Raw genomic sequence first — 16,668 nt, forward strand, 5'->3', positions numbered from 1 at the left:
GTTGGAACAGCGGGCCCGCATGCTTGTTCGGCGACCCGGGCCCGCATGCTTGCGGCAGAAGAGGCTAGGCCAGGACCTGCCGCTTGGAGGAGATGACGCCGGTATCGAACCCGGCCAGGTGCAGGCCGCCGTGGAAACGGGCATGCTCAATCTTCACGCACCGGTCCATCACGACGTCGAGCCCGGCGGCTTCCGCTTCCTTGGCGACGTCCTCGTGCCATGAGCCCAGCTGCAGCCAGAGCGTCTTGGCGCCGGCTGCGATGGCCTCGTCCAGGACGCCCGGCAGGTCATCGTGCTTGCGGAACACGTCAACAATGTCCGGGCTTTCCGGCAGGTCCGCGAGCGAGGCGTACGTGGGTTCGCCCAGGATCTCCTTGACCACGGGGTTGACGAAGTACACCGTGTAGCGTGTGGAGGACTGCAGGTAGGTCGCCACAAAGTAGCTGGCGCGGGACGGCTTGTCCGAGGCGCCCACAATGGCAATGGACTTGGCCTGCCGCAGCAGGTTCAGCCGTTCCGGCGCCGAGGGCCCGGTCCAGGTCCGCTCTTCAACAGTCATCAGTTCGCTCCGATCGTGCAGGACTCAGCGTCAGCGGGTTCAGTGCCGGGGGTTGACTCACCCTCGGCGGCGGCGCCGGCCGCGGCGGTGAGGGCCTGGTCGAGGTCCCACAGGATGTCCTCGATGTCCTCAAGCCCGACCGAGATGCGGACCAGGTCCTCGGGGACACCCGCGGACTCGAGCTGTTCCGGGCTGAGCTGCTGGTGGGTGGTGGAACCGGGATGGATCACCAGGGTCCGCGAATCGCCGACGTTGGCCAGGTGCGAGGCCAGCTGCAGGGACTCGATGAACTTCTGGCCCGCGGCCCGGCCGCCCTTCACCCCGAAGGAGAACACCGAGCCGGGGCCCAGCGGCAGGTATTTCGCCGCCCGTTCGAAGTGCGGGTGCGAGGGCAGGCCGGAGAAATTCACGTACGCCACGCGCTCGTCCGCCTCCAGCCACTCCGCCACAGCCTGCGCGTTCCGCAGGTGCTCGTCGAGGCGCTGCGGGAGGGTCTCGACGCCCTGCAGGAGCTGGAAGGCCGACTGCGGGGACAGCGCCGGGCCGATGTCGCGCAGCTGCTCGCAGCGCAGCTTGGTGAGGAAGCCGTACTCGCCGAAGTTCCCCCACCAGGAGACGTTGCCGTAGGAGGCGACGGGCTCGGTCATGGCGGGGAACTTGCCGTTGCCCCAGTTGAACCGGCCGCTTTCGACGATCACGCCGCCCAGGGTGGTGCCGTGCCCGCCGAGGAACTTGGTGGCGGAGTGGATCACAATGTCCGCCCCGTGCTCGATCGGCCGCACGAGGTACGGGGTGCTCAAGGTGGCGTCGACCACGAGGGGGATGCCGGCGTCGCGCGCCACTTTGGCCAGCCCCTCCAGGTCCTGGACCTCCGACGACGGGTTGGCCACCACCTCGACGAAGATCGCCTTGGTGTTCTCCCGGACCGCGGCGGCGTAGTCCGCGGGGTCGGTCCCGGGGACGAACGTGGTGTCCACCCCGAACCGGCGCAGCGTGACGTCGAGCTGGGTTACGGTGCCGCCGTAGAGCTGGGAGGCCGCGACGATGTGGTCGCCGGACTGGGTCAGCGCGGCGAAGGTGATGAACTCCGCGGCCATGCCCGAGGACGTGGCCACGGCGCCGATGCCGCCCTCCAGGGACGCGATGCGCTCCTCGAACGCGGCCACGGTGGGGTTGCCGATCCGGGAGTAGATGTTGCCGTACTTCTGCAGCGCGAAGAGGTTGGCGGCGTCCTGGGTGTCCTTGAACACGAAGGACGTGGTCTGGTAAATCGGCACGGCGCGGGCGCCGTGCTCGGCGTCGGGCGTGCCACCGGCGTGCAGTGCGCGGGTGCGGAACCCGAAGGTACGGTCAGCCATTACGCGTTCACCTCAATCTTGGTAGCAGGAGTGGATGGGCCCACGCCCGCAGGGTTCCCTGGCCGAGCTTGCGAGGCTAGGGGGCGGGTGGGGACCAGTTCGGTGCCGTGTTTGCGGGCCAGGTCGGCCTCGAGCTCGCGGACGATCGGCAGGATGTCCTGACCGAACGCGGCCACCTCCTCCTGGAAGTGCAGGTAGCAGGTCAGGAGCAGGTTCACCCCGATCTTCTTGTACTCGACGATCCGTTCCGCGATCTGCTCCGGGGTGCCGATCAGCTGGGTCTTGAACCCGTCGTTGTACTGGATCAGGTCCTCGAAGCTGGAGTCGGCCCACATGCCTTTGCCGTCCTTGGTGGACGCGCCGGCCTCCTGGACCGCGTCGCGGAAACCTTCGACGGCGGGCTTGTGCGCCTTTGCCACGATCTCCCGGAGGGTCTCGCGGGCCTCCTTCTCGGAATCCCGGGCGATGACGAAGCCGTTGAGGCCGAATTTCGGGGCCGCGAGGGCACCCTCGGTGCCCCGGCCGGACTCTCGGGCGGAGGCCACGACGCCGGCGATGTTCTCCTTGAAGCCTTCCAGGTCCTTGCCGTTGGAGAAGTACCAGTCAGCCACCCGGCCGGCGGTGGCCTGGGCGGCGGTGGAGTTGCCGCCGAAGAAGATGTCCGGGTGGGCCCGGCCCGGCACGTCCACCGGGGCGGGCTGCAGGGTGAAGTCGGTGATGTTGTAGTACTTGCCGGACTGGCTGAAGTTCTTTTCGGTCAGCAGGCCGCGGAGGACCTTGATGAATTCCTCCGTGCGGACGTAGCGCTCGTCGTGCTCCAGCCATTCGAGGCCGAAGTTTTCGAACTCCGCCTTGAGCCAGCCCGAGACGATGTTCACGGCGGCGCGGCCGTTGGAGATGTGGTCCGCGGTGATGAGGTATTTCGCCAGGACACCGGGGTGCCACATGCCGGGGTGGACGGCGGCGATGACCTTCAGCCGCTCGGTCGCGGCCAGCAGGCCCAGGCTGAACGAGGTGGCCTCGTGCTGCTTGTCGGCGCCGTAGGAGGCGGCGTAGCGGGTCTGGGTGAGGGCGTATTCGAAGCCGGAGTTCTCCGCGATCCGGGCCAGCTTCTTGTTGTATTCGAAGTCCCAGCCGGTGCGCTGTTCAATGGTGGAGACCACCAGGCCGCCGGAGACATTCGGGACCCAGTAGGCGAACTTGAGCGGTTCGGAAAGACGGGCGACGTTGCTGATGTCAGTCATGGGAGTTCCTTACTTGCTGGTGGTGCGGTGGTGTCGTTGCGTTCACGAAGGACGGACTGGATGCCGGCGATACACGGTTCGTTCTGCAGGGAGGTGGTGTCGCCGAGCGGGGTGCCTTCGAACAGCTGGGTCAGCAGCCGGCGCATGATCTTGCCGCTGCGGGTCTTCGGCACGTCGGGAACGACGACGACGTCGCGCGGCTTGGCGATCGGGCCGATCGCCTTCGCGACGTGCGCCTGCAGGGCACCCTGGATCCCGGCGACTGCCGAAGAGTCTTTCAGGGTGACGAACGCGACGATGGCGTGGCCGGTTTTCGGGTCCGGGACCGGGCAGACGCCGGCCTCCACCACGTCCGGGTGGGCGACGAGTGCCGATTCGATCTCGATCGTGGAGAGCAGGTGGCCGGAGACGTTGAGGGTGTCGTCCACCCGCCCCAGGATCCAGATATCGCCGTCGTCGTCGTACTTGGCACCGTCGCCGGCGAGGAACCAGCCCTGGTCGGCGTACTGCCGCCAGTACGAGTCGAAGTACCGCCGCGGGTTGCCCCACACGGTGCGGGCGATGGCGGGCCCGGGGGCGTCCACCACAATGAAGCCTTGGACGCCCGGCGGCACGGTGTTGCCGGCGTCGTCCACGATCCGGGTGCTGACGCCGGGCAGCGGGCGGGCGGCGCAGCCGGGCTTGAAAGCCGTGTCGGTGGGGGCGGGGGAGAGGATGGTGGCTCCTGTTTCGGACTGCCACCAGGTGTCCACCACGGGTGCGGTGCCCGCGCCCACGTTGTCCCGCAGCCAGCGCCAGGCCTCGGGGTTGACGGCCTCGCCCACCGTGCCCAGCAGCCGGATGGAGGAGAGGTCGTAGCCGGCCGGGACGCCGTCCGGGAACCAGCCCATGAGGGACCGGACCAGGGTGGGCGCGGTGTAGTACTGCGTGACGCCGTAGCGTTCGATGATCTCGAAGTGCCGGCCGGGGTGCGGGGTGTTCGGGGTGCCCTCGAAGATCACCTGGGTGGCGCCGTTGGACAGGGGCCCGTACAGCTCGTACGTGTGGGCCGTGACCCAGGCGAGGTCCGCCGTGCACCAGTGGACGTCCCGGTCGCGCAGCGCGGGGTCCGGGTTGCTGAAGAGGTGTTCGAAACTCCAGGACGCCTGCGTGAGGTACCCGCCGGAGGTGTGCACCAGGCCCTTGGGCTTGCCGGTGGTGCCGGAGGTGTACATGATGAACAGCGGCGTCTCGGCGTCGAACGCTTCCGCGTGGTGGACGTCGGAGGCCTGCCCGACGGCGTCGTGCCACCACACGTCGCGGCCCGCCGCCATGGGAACGGTGTGCAGGAGCTCCGGCGCCGTGGTCCGGTTGACCACGAGGACGTGCTCGATCGCGTTGTCCCCGGACACGGCGGCGTCCGCGTTGTCCTTCACCGGCACGGCGGTGCCGCGGCGGAACTGGCCGTCCGTGGTGACCAGGAGTTTGGCGCCGGTGTCCTCCACCCGGAAGCGGAGCGCCTCGGCTGAGAAACCGCCAAAGACCAGCGAGTGGATGGCGCCGATCCGGGCCACGGCCAGGGTGATGATCACGGTTTCCGGGATGACCGGGAGGTAGATCACCACCCGGTCGCCCTTGGTGATGCCGAGGTCCAGGAGTGCGTTGGCGGCCTTGGAGACCTCGCGCTGGAGGTCCGCGTAGGTGATGGTGCGGCGGTCGCCCGGCTCGCCTTCGAAGTGCAAGGCGACCTTGTCTCCGCGTCCCGCCGCTACATGGCGGTCGACGCAGTTGGCGGCGACGTTGAGCCGCCCGCCCTCGAACCAGGTGATCTCCGGGCCGAGGCCGGCCGCGGCGTCGGCCGGGACGCGGCGGTGGGTGGTGTGCCAGGGCCGGTCCTGCCCGGGCACCTCCTCCCAGTCGAGCCGGAGGGCCGCCGCTTCCCAGAAAGCGAGGCGTTCCGCTTCCGTGGCCGGGGCTCCGGCCGGGATCACGGCAGGGGCCGTTGCTGTGCTTATGCCCATCGTTTCACCGCCCATTTCTCTGCGAGGCCCAGCAGGGCGTCGGTGGTTTTCCCGATCACGGCCAGCAGCACGATGGCCAGCAGGAGCCGGTCGGTGCGGCCGTTGTTTTGCGAGTCGGTCAGCAGGAAGCCCAGGCCCATGGAGGAAGCGATGAGTTCCGCGGCCACCAGGAACAGCCACGCCTGGGCGAGGGCCAGCCGCAGGCCGGAGAACACAGCCGGAACCACGGCGGGAAGCTGGACGGTGGTCAGCAGCTTCACGCCCTTGAGCCCGAAGGCGCGGGCCGCTTCCACCAGGTTCCGGTCCACGTGCCGCAGTGCGAGGGAGACCGTGGTGAACACCGGGAAGAACGCGCCGATGAGGATCAGGGTGATTTTGGAGTCCTCGCCGATCTTCATCCAGAGGATCAGGAGCGGCACCCACGCGAGCGACGGGACGGCGCGGAGCGCGCCGATGGTCGGTGCCAGCAGGGCATCCGCAACCTTGGACAGGCCCACCAGCGAGCCGAGCACCAGGCCCAGGGCCGCGCCGGCGGCGAAGCCGATCAGCACCCGCTGGGTGGAGATGGCGATGTGCTGGCCAAGCTGCCCGCGCTGGAGGAGGTCGATCCCGGCCTCGAACACCATGGCCGGCGGCGGGAGCTGCACCACGCTGAACGCCCCGGCCGCCGTGGACAGCTGCCAGGCAGCCAGCACCGCGGCGGGAATGATCAATCCAAGGAGCAGACGCGCCCAGCCGTTGGCCAGGATCCCGGCGGGGGACCATCCGTTCGCCGGGGAGCCGCTCGGACCCGAATCGGGCGAGCCCGGCCGGGCAGCGTCTGCCGGAGTTGCGGGGGCGGCTGCAGCGCGCCCGTCCGCAACAGTAGTGCCGGTGAGATGAGGGGTTCCTGAGTGCGACATCAGGAATCCTTGATGGCGGACGGATCCGCCTTCTTCACCAGCGAGTCATCAAGAAGGGAGGCCACGGCGTCGTCGATCTGCTGCTGGCTGGCCACATCGCCGGTCTCCACGAACGTGGGGCCGATCTTCGCCAGAACCTTGCGCTGCGCATCGCCTGGTGCCGGATCGACGTCGAGGTTGCTGCGCTCCAGCACCACGGTCTTCGCGACGGCGAGGTCCAGGCCGGCGACGTCGGCGAGGATCTGCGCCGTCTCGTCCGGGTTCGCGGCGGCCCAGGCGCGGGCCTTCTCATAGGCGTTGACCACGGCCTGCGCCTGCTGCGGCTTGTTCGCCAGGAACGATTCCGTGGCGTTCAGGAAGCCGTAGGTGTTGAACGAGAGGTTCCGGTAGAACAGCTTGGCGCCCTTCTGTTCCGCGCCGGCCATGATGGGGTCCAGTCCCGACCAGGCATCCACCGAGCCGTTTTCCAGCGCGGCGCGCCCGTCCGCGTGCTGCAGGTTCTGCACCGTGACGTCCTGCGCGGAGACCCCGGCCTCGGCAAGGGACTGCAGCAGGAAGAAGTAGGGGTCGGTGCCCTTGGTCGCGGCGACGGACTTGCCCTTGAGGTCGGCCACGGCGGCGATGCCTGAGGACTCCTTCGCCACCAGGGCCGCCCATTCCGGCTGGGAGTAGATGTCGATGGTCTTGATCGGCGACCCGTTGGCGCGGGCCAGCAGCGCGGCGGACCCGGCAGTGGAGCCGACGTCGATCGCCCCGGAGCGCAGCGCCTCGTTGGCCTTGTTGGACCCCGCGGACTGGACCCAGTTGACGGTGACGCCCTGGTCCTTAAGGGAGGCCTCCAGCCAGCCCTTTTCCTTGATCACCAGGCTGAGCGGGTTGTAGGTGGCGAAGTCGATGTTGAGCGTGCCGCCCTCGACGGCGGCGTTTGCCGCGGGGGTTCCGCCGGAGCCTTCCCCTGCGACGCAGCCTGTGAGGGCGAGGGCGGCGGAGACGGCGGCGGCGCCGAGGACTGAACGGCGGGTGGCCTTGCGGGCGAACGGCATGGTGCTCCTTTGGGGCTGAGCGAATGGAGAGATTGGGGGAAATCGGGGACAGGGGACGTCCGGGACGTGCCCGGAGGCGGCTGCTGGGAGCGGTTAGTGGCCGTCGACGCCGAGCGTCGCCAGGAGTGTGGCACGCAGGCGGGCCAGTTCCACGGAACCGCGGTCGCGCGGGCGCTCGCCGGGGACGGCGACGGTGTGCACGATCGTCGCACCGGGCCGCGCGCCGTCGCTGTCCTTGCCGTGTTCTCTGCCCAGGACGATGATGCGGTCCGCGAGCTGGAGGGCCTCGTCAACGTCGTGGGTGACCAGCAGCACCGTGGTGGGCTCTGCACGGTGGATGTCCAGCAGCAGGTCCTGCATCTTGATCCGGGTCAGTGCGTCCAGGGCGCCGAACGGTTCGTCGAGGAGCAGGACGCCGGGGTTCCGGGCGAGGGCCCGGGCCAGGGAGGCGCGCTGCGCCATGCCGCCGGAAATTTCGCGCGGGCGGTGTTTGGCAAAATCCGTGAGGCCCACGAGGTCCAGCAGCCGGCCCACCTTCGCTTTGCCGTCCCTGGCGCTGATGCCGGCGGGCAGGCCGATCGCGATGTTCGCCTGCAGGGTGTGCCACGGCAGGAGGCGCGGTTCCTGGAAGGCGAAGGCACAGCGGGAGTCAATGCCCTGGACCGGGGTGCCGTCGATTTCGACGCTGCCGGCGGTGGGGGAATCGAGCCCGGCCGCGGCCCGGAGCAGCGTGGACTTGCCGCAGCCGGAGGTGCCCAGGATGGCCAGGACCTCGCCGGCGCGGATGTGGGCGTCCACATCGCGCAGGACAGTGTGGGCTTCGGCGCCGGTGCCGAACGTGCGGCCCAGCGAGCGGAAGGCAACCGGCAGCGCCGGGGTGCGGGTGGCTCCGGCGGCGGCGTGGGTGGACGCCGCGGGCGCGGAGGAGGACAGGACAGCAGTCATAGGGATACTCCATCGGTCCTGGCAGTAGCACCCTACGGAATGAGCCTTGATCCGGGTGGTCAGTCCGGCGGTTCCCTTGGCTCATACCTTGCTATCGACGGCATCCAGGGACGGATGACGGCGACCAGGGTTGCTGCGGCTTCATCGATCCAGGTCTCTCGGCCGCTCGGGATGGTCGCTTCCTACTAAAACGGAAACAGGGCTTTTTCCCAAATTTGGAGTTTTTTCTGCGTAATATTCGGCGCGGCAGCCGCGGTGGCCGCAGCAGCATTCAGATATTCGCCACACGTGCAAGGGCGGGGCCGCGCCCTGCCCTTCCCTGCCCTGGGCTGGCACCGGGCCGTTAGGCTGTGCGTATGGCCCATGTCAACGATCCGGCAGTCCTCGAAAAGCTCCTGCGCACCAAGGGACGGTGGGCGATTGTCGGCCTGTCCACGAACCAGTGGCGTGCCGCCTACGACACGTCGCTGTTCATCCGTGACCGGCTGGGCATGGAGATCATTCCGGTCAACCTGCCCGCCGACCCCGTGCACGGCGAAACCGGCTACGCCGCACTCTCCGACATTCCCGCCGAGAAGCAGCCGATCGACGTCGTCGACTGCTTTGTGAACTCCCGCAAGGTGGGGGCCGTGGTGGACCAGGCCATCGCCGTCGGCGCCAAGGCGGTCTGGATGCAGCTGGGTGTCATCGATGAAGCCGCTGCGGCCCGGGCGAAGGCCGCCGGGCTGGACGTGATCATGAACGCCTGTCCGGCGCAGGACGCCCCCCGGTTCGGTCTCTGACAGGAGCCGGACCGCCCGGCCGGCACCCCGCTCCGGCCCGTCCGGGCAACTGATTTCCTGCTTTACGGCGTGTGACGTCCGGCTTCGTCCCCGGCCCGGGCGTGTGCAAGATTCGTGGTGTAACCATCCCGAGCGGCTGAGAGACCTGGCTCTGTGACGCCGCAGCAACCCCCTCCTTTGAGGACGGTGCTACTGCCAGGACCGATGGAGAACCACTGTGTTCTACGGACCTTCAGGCTGCGCTTGGCGCTGCCCTGAAGCCGGGGCGCACGGCTTTTCCTCGGGCGAGCCCGGAGGAACCATGAACATCCAGACCACGTCTTTGCCATCACCGGGGGACGGTGACCGCCTGTGATCGACATCCAGAACGTCACTACCTCCTTCGCCTCGGCTGAAGGGCGGTTCACCGCCGTCGACGACGTCAGCCTGCACATCCAGCGGGGCAGCATCCAGGGCATCATCGGGTTCTCCGGAGCGGGGAAGTCCACGCTGCTGCGCAACATCAACCTCCTTGAGCGGCCGACGTCGGGCCGCGTCCTGGTTGACGGGGTGGACCTGACCGCGCTGTCAGAGCCCGAGCTGCGCACCAAGCGGCACGGCATCGGGATGATCTTCCAGCACTTCAACCTGCTCAACAACCTGACCGCGCAGGAAAACGTGGAACTGTCGCTGAAATTCGCGGGTGTCGGCAAGGCGGAACGGCGCCGCCGGGCGGCTGAGACGCTGGAGATCGTGGATCTGGCCGACAAGGCCGGAAGCTATCCTGCGAAGCTCTCCGGCGGTCAGAAACAGCGGGTGGCCATCGCCCGCGCGCTCGCCTCGGAGCCGAAGGTGCTGCTGTGCGACGAGCCGACGTCGGCCGTTGACCCCCGCACCACCTCGTCCGTCCTGCAGTACTTGGCCGACGTCAACGCCGAATTCGGCATCACCATTGTGGTGGTCACCCACGAAATGAACGTCATCAAGGCCATCGCCGACAACGTGGCGGTCATGGAAGACGGCCGGGTGGTGGAGCAGTTCGACCTCATCGAGCTGCAACGGCCCGGATTCCACCCGGCGACGTCGATCGGGCGCTACCTGGTGTCCGACGAGATCCAGCTGCAGCGCTCCGCACCGGCTGACCGTCCCGCTGCCTCCGTGGAAAGACTGATCAATGCTTGAGCGCTTCCTTGAAGTCCTGCCCGAGATCGGTGCCGCCATGGGGCAGACGCTCACCATGCTGCTGGTCGCCATCCCGCTGGCCGTCCTCCTGGGCACCCCCCTGGGCGTCCTGCTGTACACCATCGGCCCGAACGGCCTCAAGCACAAGCCCCGGCTGCACCGTGTGCTGGACGGGCTGGTCAACCTGATCCGTTCGTTCCCGTTCCTGATCCTGCTCATCGCGATCATCCCGGTGACACGGTTCATCGTCGGGACCACCATCGGTACGGCGGCGGTGATCGTTCCACTGACCCTCAACGCCATTCCGTACTTCGCCCGGTTCGTGGAACAGAACCTCAGCCAGCTCGGCGGCGGAGTCGTGGAGGCCGCGCGGTCGATGGGTGCGAGCCGGTCCCAGATCGTCCGGGACGTGTTGATCGTGGAAGCCAAACCGGGGCTCGTCAGCTCCATCACCATCATGACCGTCAGCTTCATTTCCTACTCGGCGATGGCCGGCCTGGTTGGCGGCGGCGGAATCGGCGACTTCGCGATCCGGTACGGCTACTACCGCTACGAAACGCCGCTCATGATCACGGCCATCATCCTCATGATCCTGCTGGTCACCGCCGTCCAGCTCAGCGGTTCCTACCTCGCCCGGCGCCTGGACAAACGGCTCTGAACGCCTCCGCCGCGCTCTCTTTCACACCTCCCTCTCCGGAAAGTACCCCGATGACTTCAACTGCCAGCCGCCGCTTCGACGGCCCCCGCCCCCGCCTGCTGCTCAGCGCCTTCGTGATGAACACATCCAGCCACATTATGGGCGGCCAGTGGAAGCGCCCCGAAGCCCAGCAGCACCGGTTCAACGAGCTCCCGCTGTGGGTCGACCTGGCGCGCCAGCTGGAAGACGCAAAATTCGACGCCATCTTCTTCGCCGACGTCGTGGGCCTCTATGGTGACTACGACGGCGGCTGGGCGTCCCTGCTCAAAAAGGGCCTGCAGGTGCCCTCCAATGACCCGCTCATCCTGCTGTCCGCCCTGGCCGGCGCGACCCGTGAAATCGGGCTGGCGGCGACGTCCTCGGTCATCCAGAGCCATCCCTTCCAGTTCGCCCGGCAGATGTCCACCCTCGACCACATCAGCAACGGCCGGGTGGGCTGGAACATCGTCACCAGTGTGCTGGAAAACGCCCACCGGAACTTCAACGCCACCGAACTGACCAAGCACGACGAAAGATACGACTGGGCCGACGAATATGTCACCGCCGCCTACAAACTGTGGGAGGGCTCCTGGGAGGACGGTGCGCTGCTCCTGGACAAGGAAAGCGGGGTCCACGCAGACCCGGAGAAAGTCAGCAAGATCTACCACCGCGGCCCCCGGTACTCCATTGACGGCCCGCACCTCTCTGCCCCGTCGCCGCAGCGCACACCCGTGCTCTTCCAGGCCGGCAGCTCAGGCCGCGGCCAGCAGTTCTGCGCCGCCAACGCCGAGGCCACCTTCACCCTGGCCCCCAGCGTCGAGATTGCGGCGAAATACACGGCCGCCGTCCGGGAACAGGCGGCAGCCGCGGGGCGCCGCCCGGAGGATGTGAAGTTCCTGCAGGGCATGCACTTCGTGGTGGGCGGCACCGAAGCGGAAGCCAACCGCAAGGCGGCCGAGCTGGAGGAGAGCCTGGACATCGAGGCCCTCCTGGCCCACGTCGGCGGCGGACTCGGCACCGACCTTGGGGGCCTTCCGCTGGACACGCCGCTCGGTGACCTCGCCACCGAAGGCAGCCAAGGGCACCTTCAGGCGGTCCGTGCTTCGGTCCGCGACGGCAACCCCACGCTCCGGGACATTGCGCTGTACCGCAGCCGCGCCAACCGCGTGGTGGGAACCCCGGAACAGATCGCCGACCGGCTCGAAGAGTGGCAGGACGCCGGCATCGACGGCATCAACATCATCAACCAGACCCTCCCGGGCTCCTACACGGACTTCATCAGCGGTGTGCTGCCCGAACTGCGCAGCCGCGGGCTTGCCCAGGCCGACTACGGCCCCGGAACCTTGCGCGAAAAGCTTTTCGGCGCCGGCCCCCGCCTGAACGACAGGCACCCCGCCGCCGCCTTCCGGGGCGCCTTCACCGAGTTCACCGCTGCGGCGGAGAACAAACCCGCCCCCGTCAGCGTCTAAATCACCCCCATAAAGGACCAAGAACAATGCAGCGTAGAAATTTCCTCAAGTACGCCCTCGCCGGTGCCGGCGCCGCCTCCGTTTCGGCGCTCACCGGGTGCGGGCTCGTCAACCCCGGCGGCGCCGGCGCGGCCGGAGGGGGCAAGACCATCAAAATCATCGTCACCGAATCCGCTCCGTACCAGGAGCCCACGAAGATCGCGCAGAAACTGCTGGCGGCGAAGGGCTGGACCCTGGAACCGACCTACGTCACGGACATCATCCAGCCCAACCTGGCCGTTGCCAACGGCGAGTTCGACGCCAACTTCTTCCAGCACAACGCCTACCTGAAGCAGTTCAACCAGGACAAGGGCCTGGCGAATGTAGGCCTCTTTTACGTCTACAGCGCCCCGGGCGGCATCTGGTCCGACAAGTACAAGTCCCTGGCCGAACTGCCGGACGGGGCGAAGATCGGCATCCCGGTGGACCCGGCCAACAACGGCCGCGCCCTGTTCATGCTCCGCGACGCAGGCCTGCTGGAACTCTCCGAGGCCACGGTGGTCCACACCTCGCAGAAGAACATCACGGCCAACCCGAAAAAACTGCAGTTCGTCGAGGTGGACCAGCAGTCCCTCGCCAAGACTCTGCCGGACGTCGACGCCGGGTTCCTGATCGCCCGGATGGCTGCCGACGCCAAGCACACCAAGGCCGACGCCCTCGCCTTCGAACCGGACGCGGACCAGGCACCGTTCCGGATCGTGGTGGCCGGCCGGCAGGACTTCGCCGGGTCGGAGAAGGCGGCCGCCCTGAAGGAGGCGTACCAGTCGCCGGAGGTCAAAGCCTGGTTTGCCGGTTACCAGGACGGGATCCTGCCCACCCCGTGGGACCAGGACCCTGCAGCCGACGCCGCCCAGCTCTAGCCCCGGGACAACCGCCAGGAGAATGTGATGACATACGCACCAGAGAACACCAGGAATGTCCCGGCAGCCACCACCGAGGCCGGGTACGAGGCGCTTGCCGGGCGCTTCCGGCCGCTCTTTGCCCGGATCGCCGAAGGGGCGCTGGCCCGGGAACAGGACCGGGTCCTGCCCTTCGAGCAGGTCCGGCTGCTGAACGATGCCGGGTTCGGGCGGTTGCGGGTGCCGCTGGAACACGGAGGTGACGGCATCGGTTTCGAACCGTTCTTCCGCCTGCTCATCGAACTTGCGGAGGCGGACCCGTCAGTGGCGCACCTCTACCGGTCGCACTTCGCGTTCGTCGAGACCGTCGGCCTTGAGGACCGGGACTTCCAGGGCCGCTGGTACCCCAAGGTGGTGGCCGGCGAGATCTTCGGGAACGCCGCCACCGAGCCTTCCGGAAACGCCCTGGGGTCCACCGGCACCACCCTGACCCGGGCCGGAGAGGACTGGCTGCTGAACGGCAGGAAGTTCTATACCACCGGCACCATCTTTGCCGAATGGATCGCCGTCACGGCCAGCACCGAGGGCATCGACGGCCGCCAGTACGCCGTCGTCAGCACCACCGCCCCGGGGGTGGAGATACTCGATGACTGGGACGGTTTCGGCCAGCAGCTGACGGGGACCGGCACCACGGTGTTCCGGGACGCCGTCGTGCCCGACGCGAACATCATCCAGCGGTCGGTGTCCACGACGCACGAACCGGCTTTCTTCCAGCTGGTCCTCCTCGCTGTCCTGGCAGGCATCGGCCGGGCGGCGCTGGCTGATGCGCGCGTCTTGGTCCGCGACCGGAAGCGGACCTTCAACACCGGTTCGGGGGAGTTGTTCCGCCGCGACCCCTTGATCCTCCAGCTGGTGGGGCACCTCGCGGCCAAGGCTTTCGCCGCCGAATCGATCGTGCGCGCCGCGGCCCGGGAACTGGATGCCGCAACCGATCCGGACCTCGACCTCACCGCGGAACAGCGCTACACCCGGGGTGCGGTGGCCGTGGAGAAAGCCCAGCTGCTGGTTCCCGAGCTGGTGCAGGCCGCCGCGCAGCAGCTCTTCGACGTCACCGGCGCCTCGTCGACCTCCAAGGCAAAGGCCCTGGACAGGCACTGGCGCAATGCCCGGACGGTGGCCACCCACAATCCGGCCGTGTTCAAAGCCCGGATCGTCGGGGACTTCGAAGTCAACGGCACCCTTCCCGAGGGGCTGCACAGCATCGGGGATGCGCGCGCCGCCGGGTAGTAAGCTCACCCCATGGACGCAGCAGCACTCCGGGAGATCTGCCTGGGGTTTCCCGGCGCGTTTGAGGATTATCCTTTCGGCCCGGAAATCACCGTCTTCAAAGTCCGCGCCGCGGTGCCCGGCGGCTCCCGGCCCAGGGCGAAAATGTTCGCCCTGTCGGCCATGGACCCGAAGGACTTCTCCGTCAGCCTGAAATGCGAGCCCGCCCTCGCGGTGCAGCTGCGCGCGGTACACCCCGAGATCAGCGGAGCCTGGCACCTGAACAAGCGGCACTGGAACGGCGTGCGGCTGGACGGGGACCTGCCGGACGCGATGATCCGCGACCTGGTGGAGGACTCCTATGACCTGGTGGTCGCCACCTTGACCCGCCGCCAGCAGGAGCAGCTGGGCTGGGCGCGGGTGGCCGGCGGAGAACGGCCCTGATGGACGCTCCGCGGAGTGCGGCCGGCGGGCTGAACTACCCCGGCATCGGCTGCACCGAGCCGGCTGCCGGTAGCCGTATCCCGGACGACGTCGGGAGCGGTGCGGTCCCCGAGGGGTTCGAATACCTGGCCGCCCAAGACCGGATCGGCGAGGGCGAAGCGGCGTACCGGCGTGCCGTGCAGGGGCTGCTGACCTGGGAGCTGCACCGACGGTCCGGCCTGCGCGTCCGGGCGGAAACCGGCGTCGTTGCCGTCGGGGCGCGCGTGGTGAACGGCTTCGGCGTCGGGCCCTTCCGGATCCCTGCCCCCTGCGAGGTGGTGTGGGTGCGCGGCCCAGTGCCGGGCGGCGGGCCGCAGTGGGCGGGTTTCGGTTACGGCACGCTGCCCGGGCACCCGGTCCGGGGTGAGGAGTCGTTTGTCATTTCACTCGACGAGCGGGACCGGGTGATGATCACGGTCACGGCCGTCGCGGCGCCTGCCAACTGGTTCTACAGGGCCGGCGGCGCTGTGACGGCCTGGGCGCGCCGGCGCGTCACTTCCCGATACCTTAGGAGTGCACGGGAACTGGCCGCAGGTTGACTGAGCAGGAGCAAGTGGATGCTGAACCAAGAGACCCTTGACCGTTTGTGGAACTTTGAGGATCCCGCCGGTTCGGAGGCCCGGTTGCGGGCTGCCGCAGCGGATCCGGCCTACGACGCCGATGCACGCGCCGAACTGCAGACCCAGGTGGGCCGCGCCATGGGGCTGCAGGGCCGGTATGAGGAAGCCGACGCGCTGCTGGCCGCGATCGACCCCGACGAACCCACTGTTGGTGTCCGGGTCCTCCTGGAACGCGGCCGGCTGCTGAACTCCAGCGGCCACGCGGAAATGGCCGTGCCCCTGTTTGAACAGGCCGCCGAACTCAGCGACCACCTGGGCGAGGAATTCCTGGCCGTGGACGCGCTGCACATGCTCGCCATCGCGGACGCGGCGCACTCCGAGACCTGGACGCGCAGCGCCCTGGAGTACGCGTCGACGGTCCGCGACAGCCGGACCCGGCGGTGGCTGGTGGCCCTCCATAACAACCTGGGCTGGACGCTGCACGATGCCGGGCGCTGCACCGAGGCGATGGTGGAGTTCCAGCTCGCTGAACAATGGGCGGAACGCATCGGCACCCCGCGCCAGCAGGAACTGGCCCGCGAGGCGATCCGCACCTGCTGACGCCCGCCCCCGCTGACTTGTTGCAACAATGGAACCCCGACCGCCGCACTGAAAGGCATTCCCCGTGATCTTCATCGTCGTTAAATTCAAGGTCAAGCCCGACTGGACCGACCGCTGGCTGGGCCTCGTGGACGGCTTCACCCAGGCCACCCGCCAGGAACCCGGCAACCTCTGGTTCGACTGGTCCCGCAGCGTGGACGATCCCAATGAATTCGTCCTCGTCGAAGCCTTCAAGGACGACGCCGCTGGCGACCACGTCAACAGCGCCCACTTCAAGCAGGCCATGGCGGACATGCCACAGGCCCTGGCCGAGACTCCGCGCATCATCAGCCGCCAGCTCGACGGCGAGGGCTGGGACCGCATGGGCGAACTGACCATCTAGGGCCCCAGCCCATGTGGATCGGCTGGATCGAATTCGACGTTCTCCTGGGCGACGTGCACAGCCTGAAGGAGAAACGCTCGGTGGTGCGTCCCGTGCTGGCCGAACTCAAGCGGCGGTTTGACGTCTCAGTGACCGAAGCCGGGCTGCACGACCAGTACCGGCGCGCCGTCCTCGGCGTCGGGCTCGTCGCGGCGGACCGGGCACACCTCGTGGAGGTCCTGGCCGCCGTCGAACGCTTTGTCGCCGCACGTCCGGAACTGGAACTGCTCAGCGCCCGCCAGAGGGAACTCCGCAGCGACGACTGAACCGCCGGTGCTTGCGTTAAACCCCAACGCGGGGTCACCTACCGCCCATCCCGAG

General features: G+C 68.2%; 18 protein-coding genes and 1 riboswitch. Of the genes, 11 read left to right on the forward strand and 7 right to left on the reverse strand.

Annotation, left to right across the window (positions count from 1 at the left end; all coding sequences use genetic code 11):
* Nucleotides 1-64 precede the first annotated feature (64 nt).
* The 7 genes from AR539_RS04930 to AR539_RS04960 all read right to left on the reverse strand — a co-directional run bounded on the left by AR539_RS04930 (nucleotide 65) and on the right by AR539_RS04960 (nucleotide 8,051).
* The gene (locus AR539_RS04930; protein WP_066433193.1) at nucleotides 65-559 is read right to left on the reverse strand and encodes a CoA-binding protein; all 495 of its coding nucleotides are present in this window, start codon (nucleotides 557-559) and stop codon (nucleotides 65-67) included.
* Nucleotides 559-1,917 (reverse strand): O-acetylhomoserine aminocarboxypropyltransferase/cysteine synthase family protein, encoded by a 1,359-nt coding sequence (locus AR539_RS04935; protein WP_066433194.1) that lies wholly within the window; start codon nucleotides 1,915-1,917, stop codon nucleotides 559-561. The genes AR539_RS04930 and AR539_RS04935 overlap by 1 nt, the downstream gene beginning before the upstream one ends.
* On the reverse strand, nucleotides 1,917-3,161 hold the full coding sequence (gene sfnG / locus AR539_RS04940; RefSeq protein WP_231728495.1) for a dimethylsulfone monooxygenase SfnG: 1,245 nt from the start codon (nucleotides 3,159-3,161) through the stop codon (nucleotides 1,917-1,919). The genes AR539_RS04935 and sfnG overlap by 1 nt, the downstream gene beginning before the upstream one ends.
* A complete protein-coding gene (acs, locus tag AR539_RS04945; RefSeq protein ID WP_066433195.1) occupies nucleotides 3,158-5,161 on the reverse strand; it encodes an acetate--CoA ligase in 2,004 nt (667 codons plus the stop codon). Before acs ends, sfnG begins: the two co-directional genes overlap by 4 nt.
* On the reverse strand, nucleotides 5,152-6,063 hold the full coding sequence (locus tag AR539_RS04950) for an ABC transporter permease (RefSeq protein WP_082699198.1): 912 nt from the start codon (nucleotides 6,061-6,063) through the stop codon (nucleotides 5,152-5,154). The genes acs and AR539_RS04950 overlap by 10 nt, the downstream gene beginning before the upstream one ends.
* Nucleotides 6,063-7,106, reverse strand: coding sequence for an aliphatic sulfonate ABC transporter substrate-binding protein (locus AR539_RS04955; protein ID WP_066433196.1), 1,044 nt, complete (start codon nucleotides 7,104-7,106; stop codon nucleotides 6,063-6,065). Before AR539_RS04955 ends, AR539_RS04950 begins: the two co-directional genes overlap by 1 nt.
* Nucleotides 7,107-7,199: 93 nt before the next feature.
* Nucleotides 7,200-8,051 carry an ABC transporter ATP-binding protein gene (locus AR539_RS04960; RefSeq protein WP_066433198.1) on the reverse strand — a complete coding sequence of 284 codons (852 nt, stop codon included), beginning with the start codon at nucleotides 8,049-8,051 and terminating at the stop codon, nucleotides 7,200-7,202.
* Nucleotides 8,052-8,407: 356 nt separating this feature from the next.
* On the opposite strand from AR539_RS04960, the gene AR539_RS04965 reads away from it, so the two are divergent.
* From AR539_RS04965 to AR539_RS05015, 11 genes are all read left to right on the forward strand, one after another.
* Entirely contained in the window at nucleotides 8,408-8,833 is a 426-nt protein-coding gene (locus tag AR539_RS04965) for a CoA-binding protein (protein WP_066433201.1), read from the forward strand.
* 120 nt (nucleotides 8,834-8,953) lie between these two features.
* Nucleotides 8,954-9,044, forward strand: a riboswitch (SAM riboswitch).
* Between the two features lie 140 nt (nucleotides 9,045-9,184).
* The gene (locus AR539_RS04970; RefSeq protein WP_066433203.1) at nucleotides 9,185-9,994 is read left to right on the forward strand and encodes a methionine ABC transporter ATP-binding protein; all 810 of its coding nucleotides are present in this window, start codon (nucleotides 9,185-9,187) and stop codon (nucleotides 9,992-9,994) included.
* Nucleotides 9,987-10,652 (forward strand): methionine ABC transporter permease, encoded by a 666-nt coding sequence (locus AR539_RS04975; protein WP_066433205.1) that lies wholly within the window; start codon nucleotides 9,987-9,989, stop codon nucleotides 10,650-10,652. The genes AR539_RS04970 and AR539_RS04975 overlap by 8 nt, the downstream gene beginning before the upstream one ends.
* A gap of 50 nt (nucleotides 10,653-10,702) precedes the next feature.
* Nucleotides 10,703-12,139, forward strand: a complete 1,437-nt coding sequence (locus tag AR539_RS04980; protein ID WP_066433207.1) for an NtaA/DmoA family FMN-dependent monooxygenase — start codon at nucleotides 10,703-10,705, stop codon at nucleotides 12,137-12,139.
* 26 nt (nucleotides 12,140-12,165) lie between these two features.
* Complete coding sequence (locus AR539_RS04985; protein ID WP_066433209.1) at nucleotides 12,166-13,038, forward strand: MetQ/NlpA family ABC transporter substrate-binding protein; 873 nt, start codon at nucleotides 12,166-12,168, stop codon at nucleotides 13,036-13,038.
* A gap of 27 nt (nucleotides 13,039-13,065) precedes the next feature.
* Nucleotides 13,066-14,304 carry an acyl-CoA dehydrogenase family protein gene (locus tag AR539_RS04990; protein WP_066433210.1) on the forward strand — a complete coding sequence of 413 codons (1,239 nt, stop codon included), beginning with the start codon at nucleotides 13,066-13,068 and terminating at the stop codon, nucleotides 14,302-14,304.
* A gap of 12 nt (nucleotides 14,305-14,316) precedes the next feature.
* On the forward strand, nucleotides 14,317-14,727 hold the full coding sequence (locus tag AR539_RS04995; RefSeq protein WP_066433211.1) for an MmcQ/YjbR family DNA-binding protein: 411 nt from the start codon (nucleotides 14,317-14,319) through the stop codon (nucleotides 14,725-14,727).
* The gene (locus AR539_RS05000) at nucleotides 14,727-15,305 is read left to right on the forward strand and encodes a DUF1990 family protein (RefSeq protein WP_066433213.1); all 579 of its coding nucleotides are present in this window, start codon (nucleotides 14,727-14,729) and stop codon (nucleotides 15,303-15,305) included. Before AR539_RS04995 ends, AR539_RS05000 begins: the two co-directional genes overlap by 1 nt.
* A gap of 18 nt (nucleotides 15,306-15,323) precedes the next feature.
* A complete protein-coding gene (locus tag AR539_RS05005) occupies nucleotides 15,324-15,926 on the forward strand; it encodes a hypothetical protein (protein WP_066433216.1) in 603 nt (200 codons plus the stop codon).
* 64 nt (nucleotides 15,927-15,990) lie between these two features.
* Nucleotides 15,991-16,308 carry a putative quinol monooxygenase gene (locus AR539_RS05010; protein WP_066433221.1) on the forward strand — a complete coding sequence of 106 codons (318 nt, stop codon included), beginning with the start codon at nucleotides 15,991-15,993 and terminating at the stop codon, nucleotides 16,306-16,308.
* Between the two features lie 11 nt (nucleotides 16,309-16,319).
* Nucleotides 16,320-16,613: a DUF503 domain-containing protein gene (locus AR539_RS05015; RefSeq protein WP_066433223.1), complete on the forward strand. Its 294-nt coding sequence runs from the start codon at nucleotides 16,320-16,322 to the stop codon at nucleotides 16,611-16,613.
* The last annotated feature ends 55 nt before the right edge of the window (nucleotides 16,614-16,668 follow it).

Origin of the sequence: Arthrobacter sp. EPSL27 (genome assembly GCF_001512305.1) — a bacterium.
Classification (GTDB): domain Bacteria; phylum Actinomycetota; class Actinomycetes; order Actinomycetales; family Micrococcaceae; genus Arthrobacter.